20 protein-coding genes and 1 riboswitch are annotated in these 18,947 nt (G+C 61.9%); of the genes, 8 read left to right on the plus strand and 12 right to left on the minus strand.

All coding sequences use genetic code 11. From position 1 onward, the window contains the following. Position 1 precedes the first annotated feature (1 nt). Both BLU15_RS00005 and BLU15_RS00010 read left to right on the plus strand, forming a co-directional pair. Positions 2-1,321 (plus strand): glucoamylase family protein, encoded by a 1,320-nt coding sequence (locus BLU15_RS00005; RefSeq protein ID WP_090293826.1) that lies wholly within the window; start codon positions 2-4, stop codon positions 1,319-1,321. 25 nt (positions 1,322-1,346) lie between these two features. Continuing rightward, complete coding sequence (locus BLU15_RS00010; RefSeq protein WP_090293828.1) at positions 1,347-3,020, plus strand: ABC transporter ATP-binding protein/permease; 1,674 nt, start codon at positions 1,347-1,349, stop codon at positions 3,018-3,020. A 91-nt stretch (positions 3,021-3,111) separates the two neighbouring features. Here BLU15_RS00010 and BLU15_RS40570 read toward each other — a convergent pair whose 3' ends face one another. Together BLU15_RS40570 and BLU15_RS00015 are read right to left on the minus strand one after the other, a co-directional pair. Further along, positions 3,112-3,237, minus strand: coding sequence for a hypothetical protein (locus tag BLU15_RS40570; protein ID WP_255380881.1), 126 nt, complete (start codon positions 3,235-3,237; stop codon positions 3,112-3,114). Between the two features lie 193 nt (positions 3,238-3,430). Then, positions 3,431-3,673, minus strand: coding sequence for a hypothetical protein (locus BLU15_RS00015; protein WP_060520773.1), 243 nt, complete (start codon positions 3,671-3,673; stop codon positions 3,431-3,433). Between the two features lie 227 nt (positions 3,674-3,900). Here BLU15_RS00015 and BLU15_RS00020 point away from each other — a divergent pair, with 227 nt between their 5' ends. Next, complete coding sequence (locus BLU15_RS00020; protein WP_090293829.1) at positions 3,901-4,815, plus strand: DnaJ C-terminal domain-containing protein; 915 nt, start codon at positions 3,901-3,903, stop codon at positions 4,813-4,815. 3 nt (positions 4,816-4,818) lie between these two features. Continuing rightward, entirely contained in the window at positions 4,819-5,133 is a 315-nt protein-coding gene (locus BLU15_RS00025; protein WP_060520771.1) for a chaperone modulator CbpM, read from the plus strand. On the opposite strand, the gene BLU15_RS00030 is transcribed toward BLU15_RS00025, so the two are convergent. After that, positions 5,130-5,558, minus strand: coding sequence for a nuclear transport factor 2 family protein (locus BLU15_RS00030; RefSeq protein WP_060585136.1), 429 nt, complete (start codon positions 5,556-5,558; stop codon positions 5,130-5,132). The genes BLU15_RS00025 and BLU15_RS00030 overlap by 4 nt on opposite strands. A gap of 199 nt (positions 5,559-5,757) precedes the next feature. On the opposite strand from BLU15_RS00030, the gene BLU15_RS00035 reads away from it, so the two are divergent. Further along, the gene (locus BLU15_RS00035) at positions 5,758-6,114 is read left to right on the plus strand and encodes a hypothetical protein (protein ID WP_034794298.1); all 357 of its coding nucleotides are present in this window, start codon (positions 5,758-5,760) and stop codon (positions 6,112-6,114) included. A 22-nt stretch (positions 6,115-6,136) separates the two neighbouring features. Here the strand turns inward: BLU15_RS00035 and BLU15_RS00040 are convergent, their stop codons facing one another. Both BLU15_RS00040 and BLU15_RS00045 read right to left on the minus strand, forming a co-directional pair. Further along, positions 6,137-7,123: a copper chaperone PCu(A)C domain-containing protein gene (locus tag BLU15_RS00040; protein ID WP_034794300.1), complete on the minus strand. Its 987-nt coding sequence runs from the start codon at positions 7,121-7,123 to the stop codon at positions 6,137-6,139. Between the two features lie 95 nt (positions 7,124-7,218). Beyond that, positions 7,219-7,608 (minus strand): hypothetical protein, encoded by a 390-nt coding sequence (locus BLU15_RS00045; RefSeq protein WP_090293831.1) that lies wholly within the window; start codon positions 7,606-7,608, stop codon positions 7,219-7,221. Between the two features lie 162 nt (positions 7,609-7,770). Beyond that, a riboswitch (glycine riboswitch) is annotated at positions 7,771-7,858 on the plus strand. Positions 7,859-7,999: 141 nt separating this feature from the next. Here BLU15_RS00045 and gcvT point away from each other — a divergent pair. From gcvT to gcvP, 3 genes are read left to right on the plus strand one after another with little or no spacing between them, the layout of a single operon-like run. Next, positions 8,000-9,139, plus strand: a complete 1,140-nt coding sequence (gene gcvT / locus BLU15_RS00050) for a glycine cleavage system aminomethyltransferase GcvT (RefSeq protein WP_060520768.1) — start codon at positions 8,000-8,002, stop codon at positions 9,137-9,139. 16 nt (positions 9,140-9,155) lie between these two features. Continuing rightward, complete coding sequence (gene gcvH, locus BLU15_RS00055; RefSeq protein ID WP_034794310.1) at positions 9,156-9,518, plus strand: glycine cleavage system protein GcvH; 363 nt, start codon at positions 9,156-9,158, stop codon at positions 9,516-9,518. Continuing rightward, positions 9,518-12,382 carry an aminomethyl-transferring glycine dehydrogenase gene (gene gcvP / locus BLU15_RS00060; RefSeq protein ID WP_090293832.1) on the plus strand — a complete coding sequence of 955 codons (2,865 nt, stop codon included), beginning with the start codon at positions 9,518-9,520 and terminating at the stop codon, positions 12,380-12,382. Before gcvH ends, gcvP begins: the two co-directional genes overlap by 1 nt. A gap of 142 nt (positions 12,383-12,524) precedes the next feature. On the opposite strand, the gene BLU15_RS00065 is transcribed toward gcvP, so the two are convergent. The 7 genes from BLU15_RS00065 to sufC form a co-directional block, all read right to left on the minus strand. Then, positions 12,525-12,953: a response regulator gene (locus BLU15_RS00065; RefSeq protein ID WP_127889067.1), complete on the minus strand. Its 429-nt coding sequence runs from the start codon at positions 12,951-12,953 to the stop codon at positions 12,525-12,527. A gap of 11 nt (positions 12,954-12,964) precedes the next feature. Further along, positions 12,965-14,470, minus strand: a complete 1,506-nt coding sequence (locus BLU15_RS00070) for a sensor histidine kinase (RefSeq protein WP_090293834.1) — start codon at positions 14,468-14,470, stop codon at positions 12,965-12,967. A 92-nt stretch (positions 14,471-14,562) separates the two neighbouring features. Beyond that, a complete protein-coding gene (gene sufA / locus BLU15_RS00075) occupies positions 14,563-14,955 on the minus strand; it encodes a Fe-S cluster assembly scaffold SufA (protein WP_034794319.1) in 393 nt (130 codons plus the stop codon). Positions 14,956-15,048: 93 nt separating this feature from the next. Further along, a complete protein-coding gene (locus tag BLU15_RS00080; protein WP_034794321.1) occupies positions 15,049-15,429 on the minus strand; it encodes an SUF system Fe-S cluster assembly protein in 381 nt (126 codons plus the stop codon). Between the two features lie 69 nt (positions 15,430-15,498). After that, on the minus strand, positions 15,499-16,740 hold the full coding sequence (locus BLU15_RS00085; protein WP_090293835.1) for a cysteine desulfurase: 1,242 nt from the start codon (positions 16,738-16,740) through the stop codon (positions 15,499-15,501). Positions 16,741-16,869: 129 nt separating this feature from the next. Continuing rightward, entirely contained in the window at positions 16,870-18,150 is a 1,281-nt protein-coding gene (gene sufD / locus BLU15_RS00090; RefSeq protein ID WP_034794325.1) for a Fe-S cluster assembly protein SufD, read from the minus strand. A 22-nt stretch (positions 18,151-18,172) separates the two neighbouring features. Continuing rightward, a complete protein-coding gene (gene sufC / locus BLU15_RS00095; protein ID WP_034794631.1) occupies positions 18,173-18,928 on the minus strand; it encodes a Fe-S cluster assembly ATPase SufC in 756 nt (251 codons plus the stop codon). Positions 18,929-18,947: the final 19 nt, after the last annotated feature.

Raw genomic sequence — 18,947 nt, forward strand, 5'->3', positions numbered from 1 at the left:
CATGTCGGAATTGCTGTCGACAGATCCCGAACTGAACCGCATGCCGACCGAGCAGGATCTTGCCCGGTTGCAGTTCACGACGCTGCTCTACTATCTCCACTGCACCAACCCGGACAACGGCCTGGTCCGTGACAAGACGCAGGAAGACGCGCCCGCAAGCATCGCCGCGATCGGCATGGCGCTCGCCACGATCCCGGTGTTGGTCGAGCGCGGCATCGTCATCCGCAAATTTGCCGCAAAGATCGCGCGTCGACGCCTGCAGTTTCTCCTGCAATGCCCGCAGGGACCGGAACCCGACGCCTCCGGCTACAAGGGCTTCTTCTACCACTTCCTCGATATCGAAACCGGCAGGCGCGTTTGGGAGTGCGAGCTTTCGACGATCGACTCCGCCTTTCTTTTCGCGGGTGCTCTGACAGTGGCCGCCTATTTCGACGGCGATGGCGCCGAAGAAGTTGAAATCCGCAGGGTGGCAAACGCGCTCTATGAACGAGCCGACTGGAACTGGGCCTGCGATCACGGCCTGACGCTCACCCACGGCTGGCGGCCGGAAAACGGCTTCATCCCCTATCGCTGGCGCGGCTACGACGAGGGCCTGCTCCTCTACATCCTCGGCCTCGGCTCACCGACCCACCCGCTCCCGCCGGAAGCCTATGCGGCCTACACCGCAAGCTACGACTGGCGGAACCTTTACGGGCGCGAATTGCTCTATTCGGGACCGCTCTTCACCCACCAACTCTCGCATATGTGGGTCGATTTCCGCGGCATCCGCGACGAATTCATGCGCGAGCACAACAGCGACTATTTCCAGAACAGTCGCCACGCGACCTTCGTCCAGCAGGAATATGCCATCCGCAACCCGCTGAATTTCGTCGGCTACGGCGAGCATTGCTGGGGCTTCACCGCAAGCGATGGTCCCGGCTGGACCAAGCGCACGGTGAACGGTGTCGAGCGGGATTTCTTCGACTACATCGCCCGCGGCGCCCCCTTCGGTCCTGACGATGGGACCGTGTCGCCCTGGGCAGTCGTCGCCTCCCTGCCCTTCGCGCCGGAAATCGTCATACCGACGGTCTGGAATTGTGCCCGTATGGATCTCGGCATGACCAGGCTTTACGGCTTCAGGCCCTCCTTCAACCGCAGCTTTCCGGCGGAAGGAACCGAATCCGGCTGGTGGGTCAGCCCCTATCATTTCGGCATCGACCAAGGCCCCGTGGTGCTGATGATCGAGAACTACAGGACCGGCCTGCTGTGGAACATCATGCGCCGCTGCGAGCCGATGGTGGTGGGATTGCGACGGGCAGGCTTCTCCGGCGGCTGGCTCTGACGGCCAAAGCAACAAAGGTACTCTGATGGACAGCCAGCCAGTGCCGATCAGAACAACCGCACTTCGCTTCGCACGGGCTGTCCGGATGCTGCTGACCTCCGAGGTCGGAGGCCGTGCCAAGTTGATGTTTGCCGGGCTTATTGCGCTGCTTTTCGGTCTGAACGGCCTCAACGTCGTCAACAACTACGTCGGCCGAAACTTCATGACGGCGATCGCCGAGCGCCAGATGAGCGAGTTCATTCGGCAAGCGGTTTTCTACGTCTGCGTCTTTGCCGTTCTCACCGTGACCGGTGTTATCGCACGTTTTGTCGAAGAACGGCTGGCGCTGCTGTGGCGTGAATTCATGACGAGACGCGCCGTCGATCTCTATTTGGAGGAGGAGACCTATTATCGCGTGGAAGTCTCGGGGACGCTAAGCAATCCGGACCAGCGGATATCGGAGGACATCCAGGCGTTCACTGTCACCACGCTTTCCTACATCATCATGCTGTTCAGCAGCACGCTGACGGTGGTGACGTTCTCAGGCGTGCTCTGGTCGATCAGCCCGCTGCTGTTTGTCGTCGCTGTTTTCTATGCCGCCTGCGGCTCGTATATGACGATCGTGCTCGGTCGGCCGCTGATCGGCCTGAACTATGAGCGGCTCGACAGGGAGGCGAACTTGAGGTCGAGCCTCATGCACCTGCGCGAAAACGCAGAAGCGGTGATGGTGACCAGCGTCGAGGGGCAGCAGAAGACGCGATTGCTAGATCGCCTCGATGCCTTGGTCGTCAACATCCTGACGATTACCGCCGTCAATCGCAACCTGGCCTTTTTTACCAGCGGCTACAACTGGATGATCCAGATCATCCCGGATTTGATCATCGCTCCGGCTTTCATGCGCGGCGAAATCGAGTTTGGGGTGATTACCCAATCAGGTGCAGCCTTCGCCATGCTTGTCGGCGCATTCTCGCTGATCGTCAGACAGTTCAATTCGATCTCGAATTTCGCCGTCGTCGTTTCTCGACTGAGCGCCTTGCTGGAGGCAATCGAGGAAAGCCGAAAAAGCAGCGTCTCGTGCATCGAACTGGTGAAGCAAGACGGCGATCTGGCCTTTGACCAGGTAACGCTGGGATCGGCAGTCACCCACCCATTGCTTCGCGATCTGTCGCTGTCGATCCCAATGGGAACGCCTGTGCTGATCTCAGGGCCGCATGCGGCCGCGGGGGCTGCCCTCTTCCGGGCCACCGCGGGAATTCCGACCGCCGGCACCGGGCGGATCGAGCGCCCGGAAAGTCTGATGTTTCTGCCGCAACGACCCTATCTGCCGCCGGGTCCTCTTCGGCAATATCTTCTGCCGCCTGGAAGTTCCGAAGGCATCTCCGATAGCCAGGTGCTCAATGTCTTGCGCAGCCTCGGTCTCGGTGGGCTCGCCGATGGCGCCGAGGGGCTGGAGAAGGAACAGGATCGGGATATGTCCTTGGGCGACCAGCAACTCCTGGCCCTCGCCAAGGTGCTTCTCGCCAGACCACGGTATGTGTTTCTCGACCGGATCGAGGCAACGCTTGGTCGTGAGGCCTTGCGCAACACCCTGAGCCTTCTCCGCCAGAGTTCGATCACCTGCATCAACAACGGCGAGGAAGGCGATACACGCGACCTTTACGGCGCCTTCCTGGATTGCCGGGAGGATGGCAGCTGGACGTGGAAAGACGATCGGACTTGATCAGCCCCATCCCGGCACGCACTCAAGGCCGAGACCTGACCGGCATGCCCCGCCTGAGCGATCGCCCAATGACCGATTCTGACGCCGGCACCTACCGCGGCGCGACGATGCCCTGGTAGTAGTCGCCATCACCGCCGACGACCCGCGGCGGACCATTGTAGGTTTGTGAACAGGCGGCCAGCGTGGTGAGCGCAAGCAACAATACGATCGTTCTCATGAAGTCCCCTTCTGGCCTGCATGCCGGCTATGTCCTTGAGACTTGGGAGAATCTGAGGCGGAGCCGGTTAGAAAACAAGTACTAAAATGGTGGTATAACAAAATCTATGATCGTTGAAGATGCAATCTTCAACGATTGCCGCCCGCTATGGGGCGGCAATCCGGACACGGTCAACAATGGATGAATAGGTCGCCTAGATCGGGCGCTGCCGGTTGGTCTGTTCGCGCTCTCTCCAGTACTGCAGCCGAAGTCGCGGCGCCATGATCCAGGCGATGAACGGCGTGACGAGGAAACAGCTGACGACCACGATCGGGATCGCATATTTGGCGTTGGCCGTGAGGGCCGGTACCGACAGAACGATCAGGATCCCGATGGCGAACAGGATGGCGTTGATCATCAGGCCGACCATGATCGCGAGTTGCAGGCGGACGGACATTTCGACCTCCCGAAGCTTCGGGGCGCTACGCCCCTTAAGCGTGCATTTGCGCGGCGGATTGTAGCAGACCGCTCTCATTCGCGAAATGGTGGAGTTCGCGCGGCGTCTCGCCCCTGTCGCGGGCGCAAATCTGCTCTATGCTTTTAGGCGAGCGATTGAAGACGCACGCGCCGGCCCGGCAAGGCTCGGGGAACGTGGTCGATCCGCGCTCGCCCAAAGGAGATCGCATGACGAGCCCATACGAAACGCTCGGTGTCAGCCGCGACGCGACGCAAAAGGACATCCAGAGCGCCTATCGCAAGCTTGCCAAGATGCTGCACCCGGATCTCAATCCGGGAGACAAGGGCGCGGAGGACCGCTTCAAGGCGGTTTCAGCGGCCTATTCCTTGCTTGGAGACGAAGACAAACGCGGAAAATACGATCGCGGAGAGATAGACGAGACCGGAGCGGAAACGCCGCCCCGGCACTACTACCGCGACTATGCCCAATCAGGCGATGCGGGGGCACGTTACGAAAGCGCGCATGGCTTTTCTGATTTCGCCGAAGCGGACGATATCTTTTCGAGCTTCTTTTCACGGCGCGCGGGCGGGCAGCAGCAGCGCCAGCGCGGTCGCGATACCCATTTCTCGATGGAGATCGCATTTCTCGACGCGGCCAATGGCACCAAGACCCAGATCACCCTGCCCGGCGGCGGACCGGCGCTCGACCTGACCATTCCGCCCGGCACGCGCGATGGCCAGACGCTGAGGCTGCGCGGCAAGGGAGAACCGGGTCGCGACGGCGCACCGGCTGGCGACGCGCTGATCGACATTCGCGTCCGCCCGCATCCGCTCTTTGCCACGGATGGTGACGACGTGCGCTACGAGGTGCCGATATCGCTGAGCGAGGCCGTGCTCGGCGGCAAGATCCGCGTTCCGACGATCGATGGTGCCGTGAACGTTTCGATCGCTCCGCACACCAACACGGGCAAGACGCTTCGGCTGAAGGGCAAGGGACTGCACAAGCCGGGCGGTGGCCATGGCGATGCCTATGTCAGCCTGAAGATCGTGCTGCCGCAGGCCCCGGACCCGGCGCTTTCCGCCTTCGTCGAAGGCTGGGCCGCCGGCAAGACGGAAGATCCGCGCAAGGGCATGGGAGGATGACCTATGAACGACCGTGAATTTTGCGAACATCTCGATATCGAGGTCAAGGTTCTGCGCATCTGGGTCGAGCAGCGCTGGCTGATGCCCCAGGAGGCTGACGCCGGCTGGCTGTTCGAGGATGCCGACCTTGCGCGCGCGCGGCTGATCCAGGATCTGACGGGCCCCATGGGGGTCAATGACAACGGCGTCGACGTGGCCATGCAACTGCTCGACCAGGTCCACAGCCTACGGGGTCGCCTAGCGGTGTTGATGAACGCCATTCGCTCCCAGGAGCCGGCGGTTCAAAAGCTCATCTTGTCGAGCGCCGAGGAGGATTAGGCAACGGCCGGCTCGTTCAGCAGCCCGATCGTTTCGGCGACAAACAGGGTATCGACGAACTCCGTAAGGTCGACGATCCGATCGTCCCGGAACGTGAACTTGTCGATGATTTCGGTTCGCTCGCGGGTCTGCGACGGGATGAAGCGAACAAAGCCGGCGCGGTGGACGATGACGGTATCGCCATCGGCATAGCAGCCGACCATCTCCATCTCGCTCAGGTCCCAGTTCTTGACGAGCGTCGAGAAACTGTCGCGCACTGTTTCCGGCGTGTTGACGGCCAGTGCCAACGTGCCGAGCCTGCCGCTTCCCACGATGCGGAAGCTGAAGTTCGGATCGAGTTGCGCCATCATGGTGTCGAGGTCGTTGACATCGCGGGCGAGATAAAGGGCCCGCACCCTGAATTCCAGCATGCTTCGCTCAGTCATGACAGCCTCCCCGTTTCTATTAGAACGAGTGTGTTTTAACTTTAGCGATCGCGCAAGTATTAGTGGTGTTCCGCCCCGCTTCGCACCGCTCGCAGTGACCATCGTTAGAGTTTTCCTAAAATGCAACCACCAGTTTTTACCCGCCTTCAGGTGAAACTGAGCGACAAGAATGGATTGCTAACGGGAAGGCAGAGAAAACGTGACACAGGTCGTCACAGTATCCGCAACGACGGCGGCTTATGCGGCGGAAGCGCTGAAGCCGTCTGCACGTGTGCGTGGCGACGGTCCGACCGATGAAGCGATCACGTTGCTCTCGGCGCGGCGCACCGAAGAGCCCAAGTTGACGCCGGTCTCGATCCCGAAGACCAAAGGCGCCCTGCCCCTCTCCTTCATGCTGGCCACGGCCGACGGCCGTCTGCCGGAGCGCTCGGAAGCCGAAGCCCTGCGCCGCTATCTCGAATTCATGCGCGATGACGACGGCGGTTCCGAGAAGCAGGAAAACGAAGGCCGGCAGGATGAACCCGCCGGCCAGGAGGATGAAAGCGACGCCGCCTGAGGCGGTATCGCGATTTCTCGGGTCAATGATGCTTTTGGCCGCCGGCTGCCTCACCGCCCTTGGCCGAGCCGACCGGGAACGTCGCATCGACCTTGCCGGCCTTTTCGAAGACGAGCGTGACGGGAACCGTATCGCCTTCCTTGAAGGGCGTCTTCACGTCCATGAACATCAGATGCAGGCCGCCGGCCTTGAGCTCCACCGTTTCGCCGGCCGGCAATGCCACGCCGTCGTCGAGCTTGCGCATCCGCATCACGTCGTTTTCCATCTTCATCTCGTGGATCTCGACACGCGCGGCCGCAGGGCTCTCGACAGCAACGAGCCGGTCTTCACCTGCCCCACCGTTCTTGATCGTCAGGAAGCCGCCGCCGACCTTGGCGCCCGGCAGCATGGCCTTCACCGAGCCACCGGAGATATCGAGATCGCCGACCTTCGCCGAGCCGCCGGCCGCAGCCATATGTCCGCCATGGCCGGCGTGCGGATCGGCGGCATCGGCCATCGTCACCGTTACGGTCGGTGCCGGGCTTTTCAGGTCATGTGCGTTCTGGCCCTCGGCAGCCACCTGGTCCCAGACGACCTTGCCTTCGGTGCCGCAAAGCTGTGTGGTCGGGAAGGCCAGCACTGTCTCCTTGTCGAAGCCCGAGACTTTGCCGCGCACGACAAAGGTGTCGTAGTATTCGTTGGGAAGATTGCCGCCCTTCCACCGGATCTCCAGTGGGCCGGACGAGACCTTCTTGCCGTGATTGTCATAGGTCTTCTGGTAATCGCCCTTGATGATCTCGATTTCCCAGCCGGGCTTCGGCTGCGGTTGGGCGAAAACGAAGCCTTCCGGCAGCTTGATCTGTACTTCCGTCGTCGGCTTGCCGTCGCAGCCATGCGGAACCTGCAGCACCGCCTTGAAGGTGGTCTCCACCGGCGCCGTGTCTTTCTCGAAGGTGGCATGGGCGTGGGCGATGCCGCTTGCGGCAAGGGTAAGGCCGAGCGAAAGCGAAACGATCCTGGTCTTTGTCATGTCGGAATCTCCTGACCACGCGCCGGGCTTTGCCCGGTGTCCGGTGGTCCAAGCCGCTTGAACGCGGCAAATTGTATTGGGATGCGAGAGGAGAGTTACGAACGCGCCGGAGGCCCGCGCGAAGGCGGCAGCAACCGCAGATGCGGATGGGGCGTCGCGTATTCAGCGACAACTGTCGAAACCTGCCAGGCGCCCGTTTCGGCGCGAACGCTCTCGGTTGGCGGAGCCGGCAGCAGGATAGAGCCCGAAAGACGGCAGGCCTCGCAGACCGGGGCCATCGCTTGGCCCTTGCCGCTTTCATGGTCGACGCCATCCATGCCGAAGCAGATTTCGGCGATCGTTCCGTCAGGCAGCTGATAGGCGGAAATTTCGGCCGGGCTGAGCGTCTTGGCGCTGAGCGGCTTGTGGGCAAAGGTCAGGAAAACGAGCGCAAAGACGGCGATCAGCCGCACTGCTATCCCGAATTTTCCGTCGCGCCCTGTCATGGTTATCCCCGGTATCTGTCTTGGGTTATCCTCAACCGGAGAAGAATGCAAAGGCAGAATTGCCGCACCCTGCCCGGCTGCGTCTTTTGGTCATGCGACAAAAATGTGTTTCAGCGCGACACCGCCCCCTTGCCAAGCTCTGGCCTTCGCCGTTATCTGGAGACGATCTTGTTGGGAGAAGCCGGTTCGCTCCGGTGCCGAAGGAGCAACCGCCCCGGAAACTCTCAGGCCAAAGGACCAGCAAGGTGCCGGTAGGACTCTGGAGAGAAGCGTTTTTACGCTCGCCGAAGGGATAACAATCTCAGGCAAAGGGACAGAGGGGGCTCGAATCGACGGCGATTGACGCCGGAAGTGTGAGCCGGCGCGGGAGCGCCAGACCTGGAGGCCGGATTTGGAAAACAATCCTCATTTGAAACAGACGCCGCTGCATGCGCTGCACCTTTCGCTGGGCGCGCGCATGGTACCCTTTGCCGGTTACGACATGCCGGTGCAGTACCCCGATGGCGTGATGAAGGAACACCAGCACACCCGTGTTGCTGCCGGTCTCTTCGATGTATCGCATATGGGCCAGGTCATCGTTCGGCCGAAGTCCGGGAAGATCGAGGACGCGGCCCTGGCGCTCGAAAAGCTGGTGCCGGTCGATGTGCTCGGCCTTGCCGAGGGCCGCCAGCGTTATGGCCTCTTCACCAATGCCGAAGGCGGCATCCTCGACGACCTGATGATCACCAACCGCGGCGACCATCTCTTCCTCGTCGTCAACGCTGCCTGCAAGGACGCCGACTTCGAGCTCCTGAAGGCCGGTCTCTCCGATACCTGCGACGTGACGATGCTCGACGATCGCGCGCTGATCGCGCTTCAGGGCCCGCACGCCGAAGCCGTGCTCGGAGAACTCTGGGCTGATGTCTCCGCCATGCGCTTCATGGACGTCGCCGAAGCCGACCTGCATGACGTCACCTGCATCATTTCCCGCTCGGGCTATACCGGCGAAGACGGTTTCGAGATCTCCATTCCCGTTGCCTCCGCCGTCGATGTTACCCAGCGCCTGCTCGAACATCCCGATGTGAAGCCGATCGGCCTTGGCGCCCGCGATTCGCTGCGCCTTGAAGCCGGTCTTTGTCTCTATGGCAACGACATCGACACCACCACGACCCCGGTCGAAGGGGCGCTCGAATGGGCACTGCAGAAGGCGCGCCGCGCCGGTGGCGCCCGCGAAGGTGGTTTCCCCGGTGCCGATCGTATCCTCGGCCAGTTCGCCGCTGGCGCCTCGCGCCGCCGCGTCGGCCTGAAGCCCGAGGGACGCGCGCCGGTTCGCGGCGGCGCTAACCTCTTTGCCGATGCCGAGGGCAAGACCCCGGTCGGCCAGGTGACCTCGGGTGGCTTCGGCCCCTCGGTCGATGGCCCGGTCGCCATGGGCTATGTCGATGCCGGCCATATCGAGAACGGCACCACCCTTTTTGCGGAAGTGCGCGGCAAGTACCTGCCGGTGGCGGTCGCCGCCCTTCCCTTCGTCAAACAAACCTACAAACGCTGATCAGGAGAGAGCGCACATGTTGAAGTTCACTGAGGAACACGAGTGGCTGAAGATCGAAGCTGGTGTCGCAACCGTCGGCATCACCGAGCATGCCGCCGGCCAGCTCGGCGATCTCGTCTTCGTTGAACTGCCGGAAACCGGCTCGAACTTTGCCAAGGGCGATAGCGCCGCCACCGTCGAATCCGTCAAGGCAGCTTCTGACGTCTATTGTCCGCTTGACGGCGAAATCGTCGAAGTGAACCAGGCGATCGTCGACGACCCGTCGCTCGTCAACAGCGACCCGCAGGGTGCTGCCTGGTTCTTCAAGCTGAAGCTTGCCAACCCCAGCGATGCCGATGCCCTCCTCGAGGAAGCGGCCTACAAGGAGCTCGTCGCCTGATGAGCATGCCCAAGGATTTCACCTTTACGGACTACAAGCCGTATGACTTCGCCAATCGGCGTCATATCGGCCCGTCGCCGGCCGAAATGGACGAGATGCTGAAGGTCGTCGGTTACCCGACGCTCGATGCGCTGATCGACGACACCGTGCCGCCTTCGATCCGCCAGAAAACGCCGCTTGCCTGGGGCGCGCCGATGACCGAGCGCGAGGCGCTCGACAAGATGCGCGAAACGGCCAACCGCAACCAGAAGCTCGTGTCGCTGATCGGCCAAGGCTACTACGGCACGATCACGCCGCCGGTCATCCAGCGCAACATCCTGGAAAACCCGGCCTGGTACACGGCCTATACGCCCTACCAGCCGGAAATCAGCCAGGGCCGCCTCGAAGCGCTGCTCAACTACCAGACCATGGTCTGCGACCTGACTGGCCTCGACGTTGCCAACGCGTCGCTTCTCGATGAAGCGACCGCAGCCGCTGAAGCGATGGCGATGGCCGAGCGCGTTTCGAAGTCGAAGGCCAAGTCCTTCTTCGTCGACGAAAATTGCCATCCGCAGACGATCGCGCTTCTGAAGACCCGCGCCGAGCCGCTCGGCTGGCAGATCGTCATCGGCAATCCCTTCACCGATCTCGATCCGGTCGACGTCTTCGGCGCGATCTTCCAGTATCCGGGCACCTACGGCCATGTGAACGACTTCACGGGCCTGATTGCCCGCCTGCACCAGACTGGCGCGATCGCGACCGTTGCCGCCGATCCGCTGGCGCTGGCGCTTCTGAAGTCGCCTGGCGAAATGGGCGCCGATATCGCCATCGGCTGCACCCAGCGCTTCGGCGTTCCGGTCGGCTATGGGGGGCCGCATGCGGCCTATATGGCCGTCAAGGATGCACACAAGCGCTCGATGCCCGGCCGTCTCGTCGGCGTCTCGGTCGACGCGCGCGGCAACCGCGCCTATCGCCTGTCGCTGCAGACCCGCGAACAGCACATCCGCCGCGAAAAGGCGACGTCGAACATCTGCACCGCGCAGGTTCTGCTCGCCGTCATGGCCTCGATGTACGCCGTCTTCCATGGACCGAAGGGCATCAAGGCGATCGCCCAGAGCGTTCACCAGAAGACCGTTCGTCTCGCCATGGGCCTCGAAAAGCTCGGCTACACGGTCGAGCCCGATGTGTTTTTCGACACGATCACCGTCGAAGTCGGCAAGCTGCAGGGCATCATCCTCAAGACCGCGGTCGCCGAGGAAGTGAACCTGCGCAAGATCGGCGAGACCAAGATCGGCATCAGCCTCGACGAGCGCTCGCGCCCCGTCACGCTCGAAGCCGTCTGGCGCGCCTTCGGTGGCGACTTCAAGGTGGAAGAGTTCGAGCCGGGTTACCGCCTGCCGCAGCCGCTGCTGCGCACCAGCGAATACCTGATGCACCCGATCTTCCACATGAACCGCGCCGAAAGCGAGATGACGCGCTACATCCGCCGTCTGTCGGACCGCGACCTGGCGCTCGATCGGGCGATGATCCCGCTCGGCTCGTGCACGATGAAGCTGAACGCGACCGCCGAGATGCTGCCGATCACCTGGCCGGAATTCTCGGAGATCCATCCCTTCGTGCCGAAGGATCAGGCGGCTGGCTACCAGCACATGATCGAAGACCTGTCGGAGAAGCTCTGCGCCGTCACCGGCTATGACGCGATCTCCATGCAGCCGAACTCCGGTGCACAGGGCGAATATGCCGGTCTCCTGACAATCCGTGCATACCACCTTGCGCAGGGCAACGCCCATCGCGACGTCTGCCTGATCCCGACCTCGGCGCACGGCACCAACCCTGCGTCGGCCCAGATGGCCGGCATGAAGGTGGTCGTCATCAAGGTCAGCGAAAACGGCGACATCGACATGGAAGATTTCCGTGCGAAAGCCGAGCAGTATGCCGAAAATCTCTCGTGCTGCATGATCACCTATCCTTCGACGCACGGTGTGTTCGAGGAGAATGTGCGCGAGGTCTGCGAAATCGTGCACAAGCACGGCGGCCAGGTCTACATGGACGGCGCCAACATGAACGCCATGGTCGGCCTTGCCCGCCCCGGCGACATCGGTTCCGACGTCAGCCATCTCAACCTGCACAAGACCTTCTGCATTCCGCATGGCGGCGGCGGTCCCGGCATGGGCCCGATCGGCGTCAAGGCGCATTTGGCGCCATACCTGCCCGGCCACCCGGAAACGGACGGCCAGGACGGCGCGGTTTCGGCTGCTCCCTTCGGTTCGGCCTCGATCCTGCCGATCTCCTGGAGCTACTGCCTGATGATGGGCGGCGAAGGCCTGACCCAGGCGACGAAGGTGGCGATCCTCAACGCCAACTACATCGCAGCAAGGCTCAAGGGCGCCTACGAGGTGCTCTACAAGTCGTCGAAGGGGCGTGTCGCGCATGAATGCATCATCGACACCCGTCCGCTGGTCGAAAGCGCCGGCGTGACTGTTGACGACGTCGCCAAGCGCCTGATCGACTGCGGTTTTCACGCCCCGACCATGAGCTGGCCGGTTGCCGGAACTTTAATGATCGAGCCGACCGAATCGGAAACCAAGGCCGAGATCGACCGATTCTGCGAGGCAATGCTTGCCATCCGCGAGGAAGCCCGTGCGATCGAGGAAGGTCGCATGGACAAGACCAATAACCCGCTGAAGAACGCTCCGCACACGGTCGAAGACCTGGTCGGCGAATGGGATCGCCCCTATTCGCGCGAGCAGGCCTGCTACCCGCCGGGCGCCTTCCGGGTCGACAAGTACTGGTCGCCGGTCAATCGTGTCGACAACGTCTTCGGTGACCGCAACCTCGTCTGCACCTGCCCGCCGCTCGAAAGCTACGCGGAAGCCGCAGAGTAACGACATCGACCGGCGGAGCAGCAATGCTCCGCCGGTTGTTTTCTCCGGCGCGGCTGCGCCCGGACGGATGCGCGCCTGTGCGCTCGACCCCATTCCCCAAAAAAACGTGGCGTGTACTATCGATCGCGTGAAGACAGCTGGCCTATCGGCGCGCGCTCATGCCCGGTGGCAGGATTGTGCTTTCGACCCAGAAGCGAATGAACGCTTCGGCGAAGCGACGATATTCGATGACCGAAGACGGCTTTGCCGCATAGGCATTGGCGCCGGCACCGTAGCAGTGAAGCACGTCGGCCGGATTGATCGAGGACGTCAGCACGATGATCGGGATGAGCGCAGTGGCACGGCTCTTGCGCACGCGCCTTAGGAGCTCGATCCCATCGCTGCCGGGCAGCTTGATATCCATCAGCATGTAGTCGAAGTGCCCGCTGGAGAGCTGTTCCACGGCCTCGTCCGCGTCGGTCACCAGGACGAGTTCGATCGATTTGTCGATCTGGGCAAAGGCGCGCATCACGAAACGCGCATCGTGCGCGTCGTCTTCCACCAAGAGCAATCGCTTTGGCGTCGAGGTCACCTTGTTCCGCCCTACTTCGCCTTCCTCAGCCACCTCGGAAGCAACACGATGAAACGTGCGCCTTCTCGGAAGCTCGTGTCAAGGCAGATCGAACCGCCATGGCTTTCGGCGATGCGTTTGGCGAGCGACAAGCCGATTCCCGTGCCGCCATAGACCGTCTCATCCTTGTGCAGCCGCTGGAACACTTCGAAGATGCGCGTCGCAAACCGCGGATCGATGCCGATTCCGTTGTCCTCTACGACCAGTTCCACCGTTTGGTGCAAAACGCTGCCGTGGATGCGGATGACCGGAGGGCGGTCGGCGTGCCGGTACTTGATCGCATTGCCGACGAGGTTCTGGACCAGGCGGCGCAGCAGCTCGGGATCCCCTTCCAGTTCCGGCAGTGGGCCTACCTCGAAGGTTGCGTTTGCGTCGTTTGCGTCACCGGCGAGAATCGTCAACGTCTCCGAGACGACGTCGCTCAGCCGCACCTGGGTCCAGTCGGTGATGCGATGCGCGATCTGCGCATAGTCGAGCAGGCTGTCGACCACGCGGTTCATCCGCCGGACGCTGTCGCGCAGGTGCCGGGCATTTTCCGCAAGTTCGGTCTGATTGCCTGCCTTGAGGTCGTCTTCGATCATCTCGGAGAACATCGAGATGTGCCGAAGCGGCGCCTTGAGATCGTGGGAAACGGTGGCGGTGAACTGAGCGAGTGCCTCGTTCTTGTGTTCCAGTTCCTGCCGTTGCCGCTCGAGCGCGAGCTCGGCGCGCTTCAGATCCGTGACATCGACACGCGCGACGACCGTGTTGCCATCCTTGGCCTTGATGTTCTCCACTCTCAGCCAGCGGTCGTCGGCATAGCGGTGGATCTTCGGCTTTCCGTCCGGATAGCGGAAATCGCGCAGACGCGAGGCGATCCATTCGTTGCCTTCGCGCGTGCCCGGCAAGGCGTCCGGGTAGTGACCGCCCTGGCGCGCCAAGAGCAGGATTTCCTCGGCGGTGATGCCGGGCTTGAGTGCCGGACCGGCAGGCCCGCAGATCGCCTGATAGGCCCTGTTATAGACGACCAGCCGTTCCTCCCTGTCGAAGATGGCAAAGCCTTCAGGCATTGCTTCGAGGGCTGCATTCAGCATCTCGGAAGCCTTCTGCCGTTCGCTCACCGCTTCGGTCAGGTCCGAAACGTCTCTGATGATACCGATAAGCGCCAGTTCCTCGCCTTGGTCGTTGATCAGGGGCGTGGTGCGCAGATGCCCGGAAAATGTCGATCCGTCACGCCTGATATAAAGATAGTTCGAAGTCCGGGGGGCGGTTTCGTCCACGCGCGCCGCCCGGTTCTGCAGGCGCTTGGCATATTCCGCATCGGTCGCGTAGATCAGGCGCACGGATCTGTCGATGAACTCCGCGGACGGATAACCGAACTGGCGAAGTGCTGCATTGTTCGCGGAACGGATGATACGCTCGGCGTCGATGATGATCACGGGATCGGGAAACGTTTCGTAGAGCGCCTTGAAGACGAGATCTTCGTTCAACGCCGCCATGTCCCTCTCCCTATTCCATAGATGTGTATCTCAGCAGAAAAAAGGCCCGGCGAAAACCGGGCCGACCTATTCAATTGAAGGAATGGTAAAACTCAGTTGGCGCGCACTACGGCGTCACCCTGTGCCGCAAGTGCGGCCAGATCGGCCGGCTTCAGCTCGACCGATTCGCCACATCCGCAGGCGGATGTCTGGTTGGGATTGTGGAAGGTGAATCCGGAGCGCAGCGTCGTCACTTCGAAATCCATCTGCGTGCCGAGCAGATAGAGCACGGCTTCCGGCGCAATCCAGACCTTGGCGCCCTGATGCTCGATCAGGTCGTCCTTGGGGTTCGGCTCGGTCACGAGATCGACGGCATATTCCATGCCGGCGCAGCCACCCTTCTTGATGCCGACGCGAATGCCCTTGGCATCGGCGCCGGAATTCTCGACGATCGCACGCACTCGGCCGGCAGCGGCATCGGTCAGGCTCATCACGGCAAAGCCCATGGGCTCATTCTCCTTGTCGTCACCGGGGTAAAGGCCCGGCGCCTTACAGAATCAAATGTAGTATCCGTGCCTTAACGGATCAATACGCGAGGCTCAGTACCACCCGACGGCGACCTGTGCTTCCTCTGACATGCGGTCCGGCGTCCACGGCGGATCGAAGGTCATTTTGACCTCCACACCTGAGACGCCCTCGACGGCGCCGACGGCGTTCTCGACCCAGCCCGGCATCTCGCCCGCCACCGGGCAGCCGGGTGCTGTCAGCGTCATGTCGATCTTGACCATGCGGTCGTCTTCGATGTCGATCTTGTAGATGAGACCGAGTTCGAAGATGTCGGCCGGGATTTCCGGGTCGTAGACGGTCTTCAGCGCCGCGATGATGTCGTCGCTGAGGCGCGCAATCTCTTCGGTTGGGATCGCCGAATGCACGATGCCCTCGCGGACGTCGACCTTTTCTTCCGTTGCATCAAGGCTCATGTCGGCCTCCTGGACTTTCTCTAGTGGTTCAGCAGATTGGGATAAATCCCTGAACCTTTTACAAACTTCTTAGGCGAAGAACTTTCGTGCATGCTCCAGCGCGTCGACCAGCGCATCGACCTCGGCCCGTGTGTTGTAGAGCCCGAAGGATGCACGGCATGTGGAGGTCACGCCGAAACGTTTCAAGAGCGGCTGGGCGCAATGGGTACCGGCGCGAACAGCGACACCGGCACGGTCGATCACCATCGACACATCGTGCGAATGAATGCCGGCAAGCTCGAAGGCGAAAATGCTGCCCTTGTCGGGCGTGTTGCCGAAGACCCGCAGCGAATTGACCGACGAGAGGCGCTCGCGCGCATAGGCCGTCAGATCGGCTTCATGCGCCTGGATCGCTGCACGACCAAGCTTGTCCATGTAATCGAGCGCATAGCCAAGGCCGATTGCCTGCACGATCGGGGGCGTGCCGGCCTCGAACCGGTGCGGCGGATCGTTGTAGGTAACATAATCCTCGGTCACCACCTCGATCATCTCACCGCCGCCGAGGAACGGTCGCATCTCCTTCAGCCGGTCCGTCTTGCCGTAGAGCACACCGACACCGGAGGGGCCGTAGAGCTTGTGGCCGGTCATCACATACCAGTCGCAGTCGATGTCCTGGACATCGACCGGCATGTGCACGGCGCCCTGGCTGCCATCGACCAGAACCGGAATCCCGCGCTCGCGGGCGATGCGGCAGATTTCCTTGACCGGAACGACGGTTCCGAGCGCATTCGACATATGGGTGATGGCGATGAGCTTGGTCTTGTCCGTCAGGCACTTGACGAAATCTTCGACGTGCAACGCGCCGTCGTCATCGACCGGGATCCAGACGAGCTTGGCGCCCTGGCGTTCGCGGATGAAATGCCAGGGAACGATGTTGGAGTGGTGCTCCATGATCGACAGTACGATCTCGTCACCCTCGCCAAGCTTCGGCATGCCGTAGCCATAGGCGACCGTGTTGATCGCCTCGGTCGAGGACTTGGTGAAGATGACGTTGTCGACCGATGGGGCATTGAGGAAGCGGCGCACCTTTTCGCGTGCCGCCTCATAGGCTTCCGTCGCGGCATTCGACAGGTAATGCAGGCCGCGATGGACGTTGGCGTATTCGTTGGAATAGGCATGAGAGATCGCATCGATCACGACCTGTGGCTTCTGTGCCGATGCGCCGTTGTCGAGATAGACGAGCGGCTTGCCGTAGACGGTTTTCGACAGGATCGGAAAATCCTTGCGGATCGTTTCGACGTCGTAGGCGGGCACCGGTACAGAGTGTTCCATGTCTTCAATCCAATTTCGCCACGTCGCCGCGCGTCCCTGAGAACGCGCTAAGCGCACTGCAACATGTTGAAGTCCTGCGCAATTTTACCCCAAATCGACGCCGATTTAAGGAATTACGCAGACAGCCCGTCAGGCGTGCTTGTCGAGCCAGGTCGAGATGACCTCTTCCAGCGCCTCGACCAGCGCCTCGTCATCTTCCAGCTCTTCGACGATCTCGGCAACAAAGGCATTGACGAGCATGGCCCGAGCCTTGTTTTCCGGAACACCGCGCGCCATCAGGTAGAAGAGCTGCGTGTGGTCGATATCGGCAACCGTCGCACCGTGCCCGCACTGCACGTCGTCGGCGAAGATCTCCAGCTCAGGCTTCGCCGAGAGATCGGCGTCGTCGGACAGAAGCAGCGTGTTGCATGCCATCTTCGCGTCGGTCTTCTGCGCGTCCTTGGCAACCAGGATCTTGCCCTGGAACACGCCCTTGGCACGATCGAACACGACGTTGCGGATGATCTCCGTCGACGTGGTGTGCGGTACGTTGTGGCCGAGCGTGAAGGTCACGTCCGTGTGGCTCTCGCCGCCGAGCAGGTTGATGCCGCGCAGTTTGAAATCCGCACCCTCGCCGCTCGTCTTGCCATGAATCTCCTGGCGCACCAGCTTGCCGCCGGCGTTGATCACGAAGAGATGCAGCTTGGCATTCTTGCCGAGGTCGAAGCGGATCTGGCCGAGATGGGTATCGGCAGCGCCCTGCTGCTGCAGGATGATCCAGATGACATCGGCACCGTCGGCGAGCGTAATGTCGCTAACGGAGGAGACGAAGCTCTCGCCGTCTTTGGTCGACAGATGCCGCTCGATCACGGTTGCCTTGGCGTTGGCGCCGAACGTCACCGGGAAGCGCGTATGCGCCTGGCCGACACTCTGTACCAGCTGAATTTCCAGTGGATTTTCGACCGTTGCATCATCGCCGACGGCGATTTCGAGACCGCCGCGCACGAGACCGCCGTTGATGCGGCCGATCGCGTCGTCAAAGCCGAGCACAGCGAGGCCAGCCGTGGCCGAACCGTCGAGCAGGCTGTCGACATAGGAGCGGACCGTCACGCCCTCGGGAAGGTTGCCCTTGACCTCGGCCTGGCCGTTTCGGACCGAAAACACCGTCGAGCCCGGAACCAGCGCGTCGACGCGATCGGCAAAAGCCGTCGGATCGGTAGCCGGCACCGCGCGCAGCAGCGTGCGCAGGTCGGTGTAGTGCCAGGATTCGACACGGCGGGTCGGCAGACCCGCAGTCCTCAGTTCGTGCACCAGCGTGTCGCGAACCGAAAGCACCGAACCGTCACCCGGCAGATCGCCGATCTGCGCGGTATAGGCGTCGACGAGCGCCGTCTCGGCCGCCGTCATCTTGATTGCCTGTTGCATATTCATTCGAACACTCCTTCAACAGGCTCTAAGCTGCGGCCTCGATGATATCCGCGTAGCCGTTGGCTTCGAGTTCGTGCGCCAGCGTCTTGTCGCCCGACTTGATCACCTGGCCCTTGTAGAGGACGTGTACGGTGTCCGGCACGATGTAGTCGAGCAGGCGCTGGTAGTGGGTGATGACGACGACGGCGCGATCCGGCGAACGCAGGGCGTTGACGCCGTCGGCGACGATCTTCAGCGCATCGATGTCGAGGCCGGAGTCGGTTTCGTCGAGCACGCAAAGCTTCGGCTGGAGCAGCGACATCTGCAGGATTTCGGCGCGCTTCTTCTCACCGCCGGAGAAGCCGACGTTGAGCGGGCGACGCAGCATTTCCGGTGCGATCTTCAGCTCGGCAGCGGCTTCCTTGACGCGGCGCATGAATTCCGGCGTCGTCAGCTCGTCTTCACCGCGATACTTGCGCTGTTCGTTCATCGCCACCTTCAGGAACTGCATGGTGGCAACGCCCGGGATTTCGACCGGGTACTGGAAGGCAAGGAAGATGCCCTTGGCCGCACGCTCGGACGCGTCGAGTTCCAGGATGCTTTCGCCGTTGTAGAGGATGTCGCCTTCGGTGACTTCGTAATCTTCGCGGCCCGAGAGGATGTAGGAGAGCGTCGACTTGCCGGAGCCGTTCGGGCCCATGATGGCGGCAACTTCGCCGGCCTTCACGGTCAGGTTCAGGCCACGGATGATCTCGGTGCCGTCTTCGGCGATGCGGGCGTGCAGGTTCTTGATTTCAAGCATTTCTATCGTCCTCTTGGGA

The sequence above is a fragment of the Ensifer sp. YR511 genome (assembly GCF_900103045.1).
In the GTDB taxonomy this organism is placed as follows: domain Bacteria; phylum Pseudomonadota; class Alphaproteobacteria; order Rhizobiales; family Rhizobiaceae; genus Ensifer; species Ensifer adhaerens.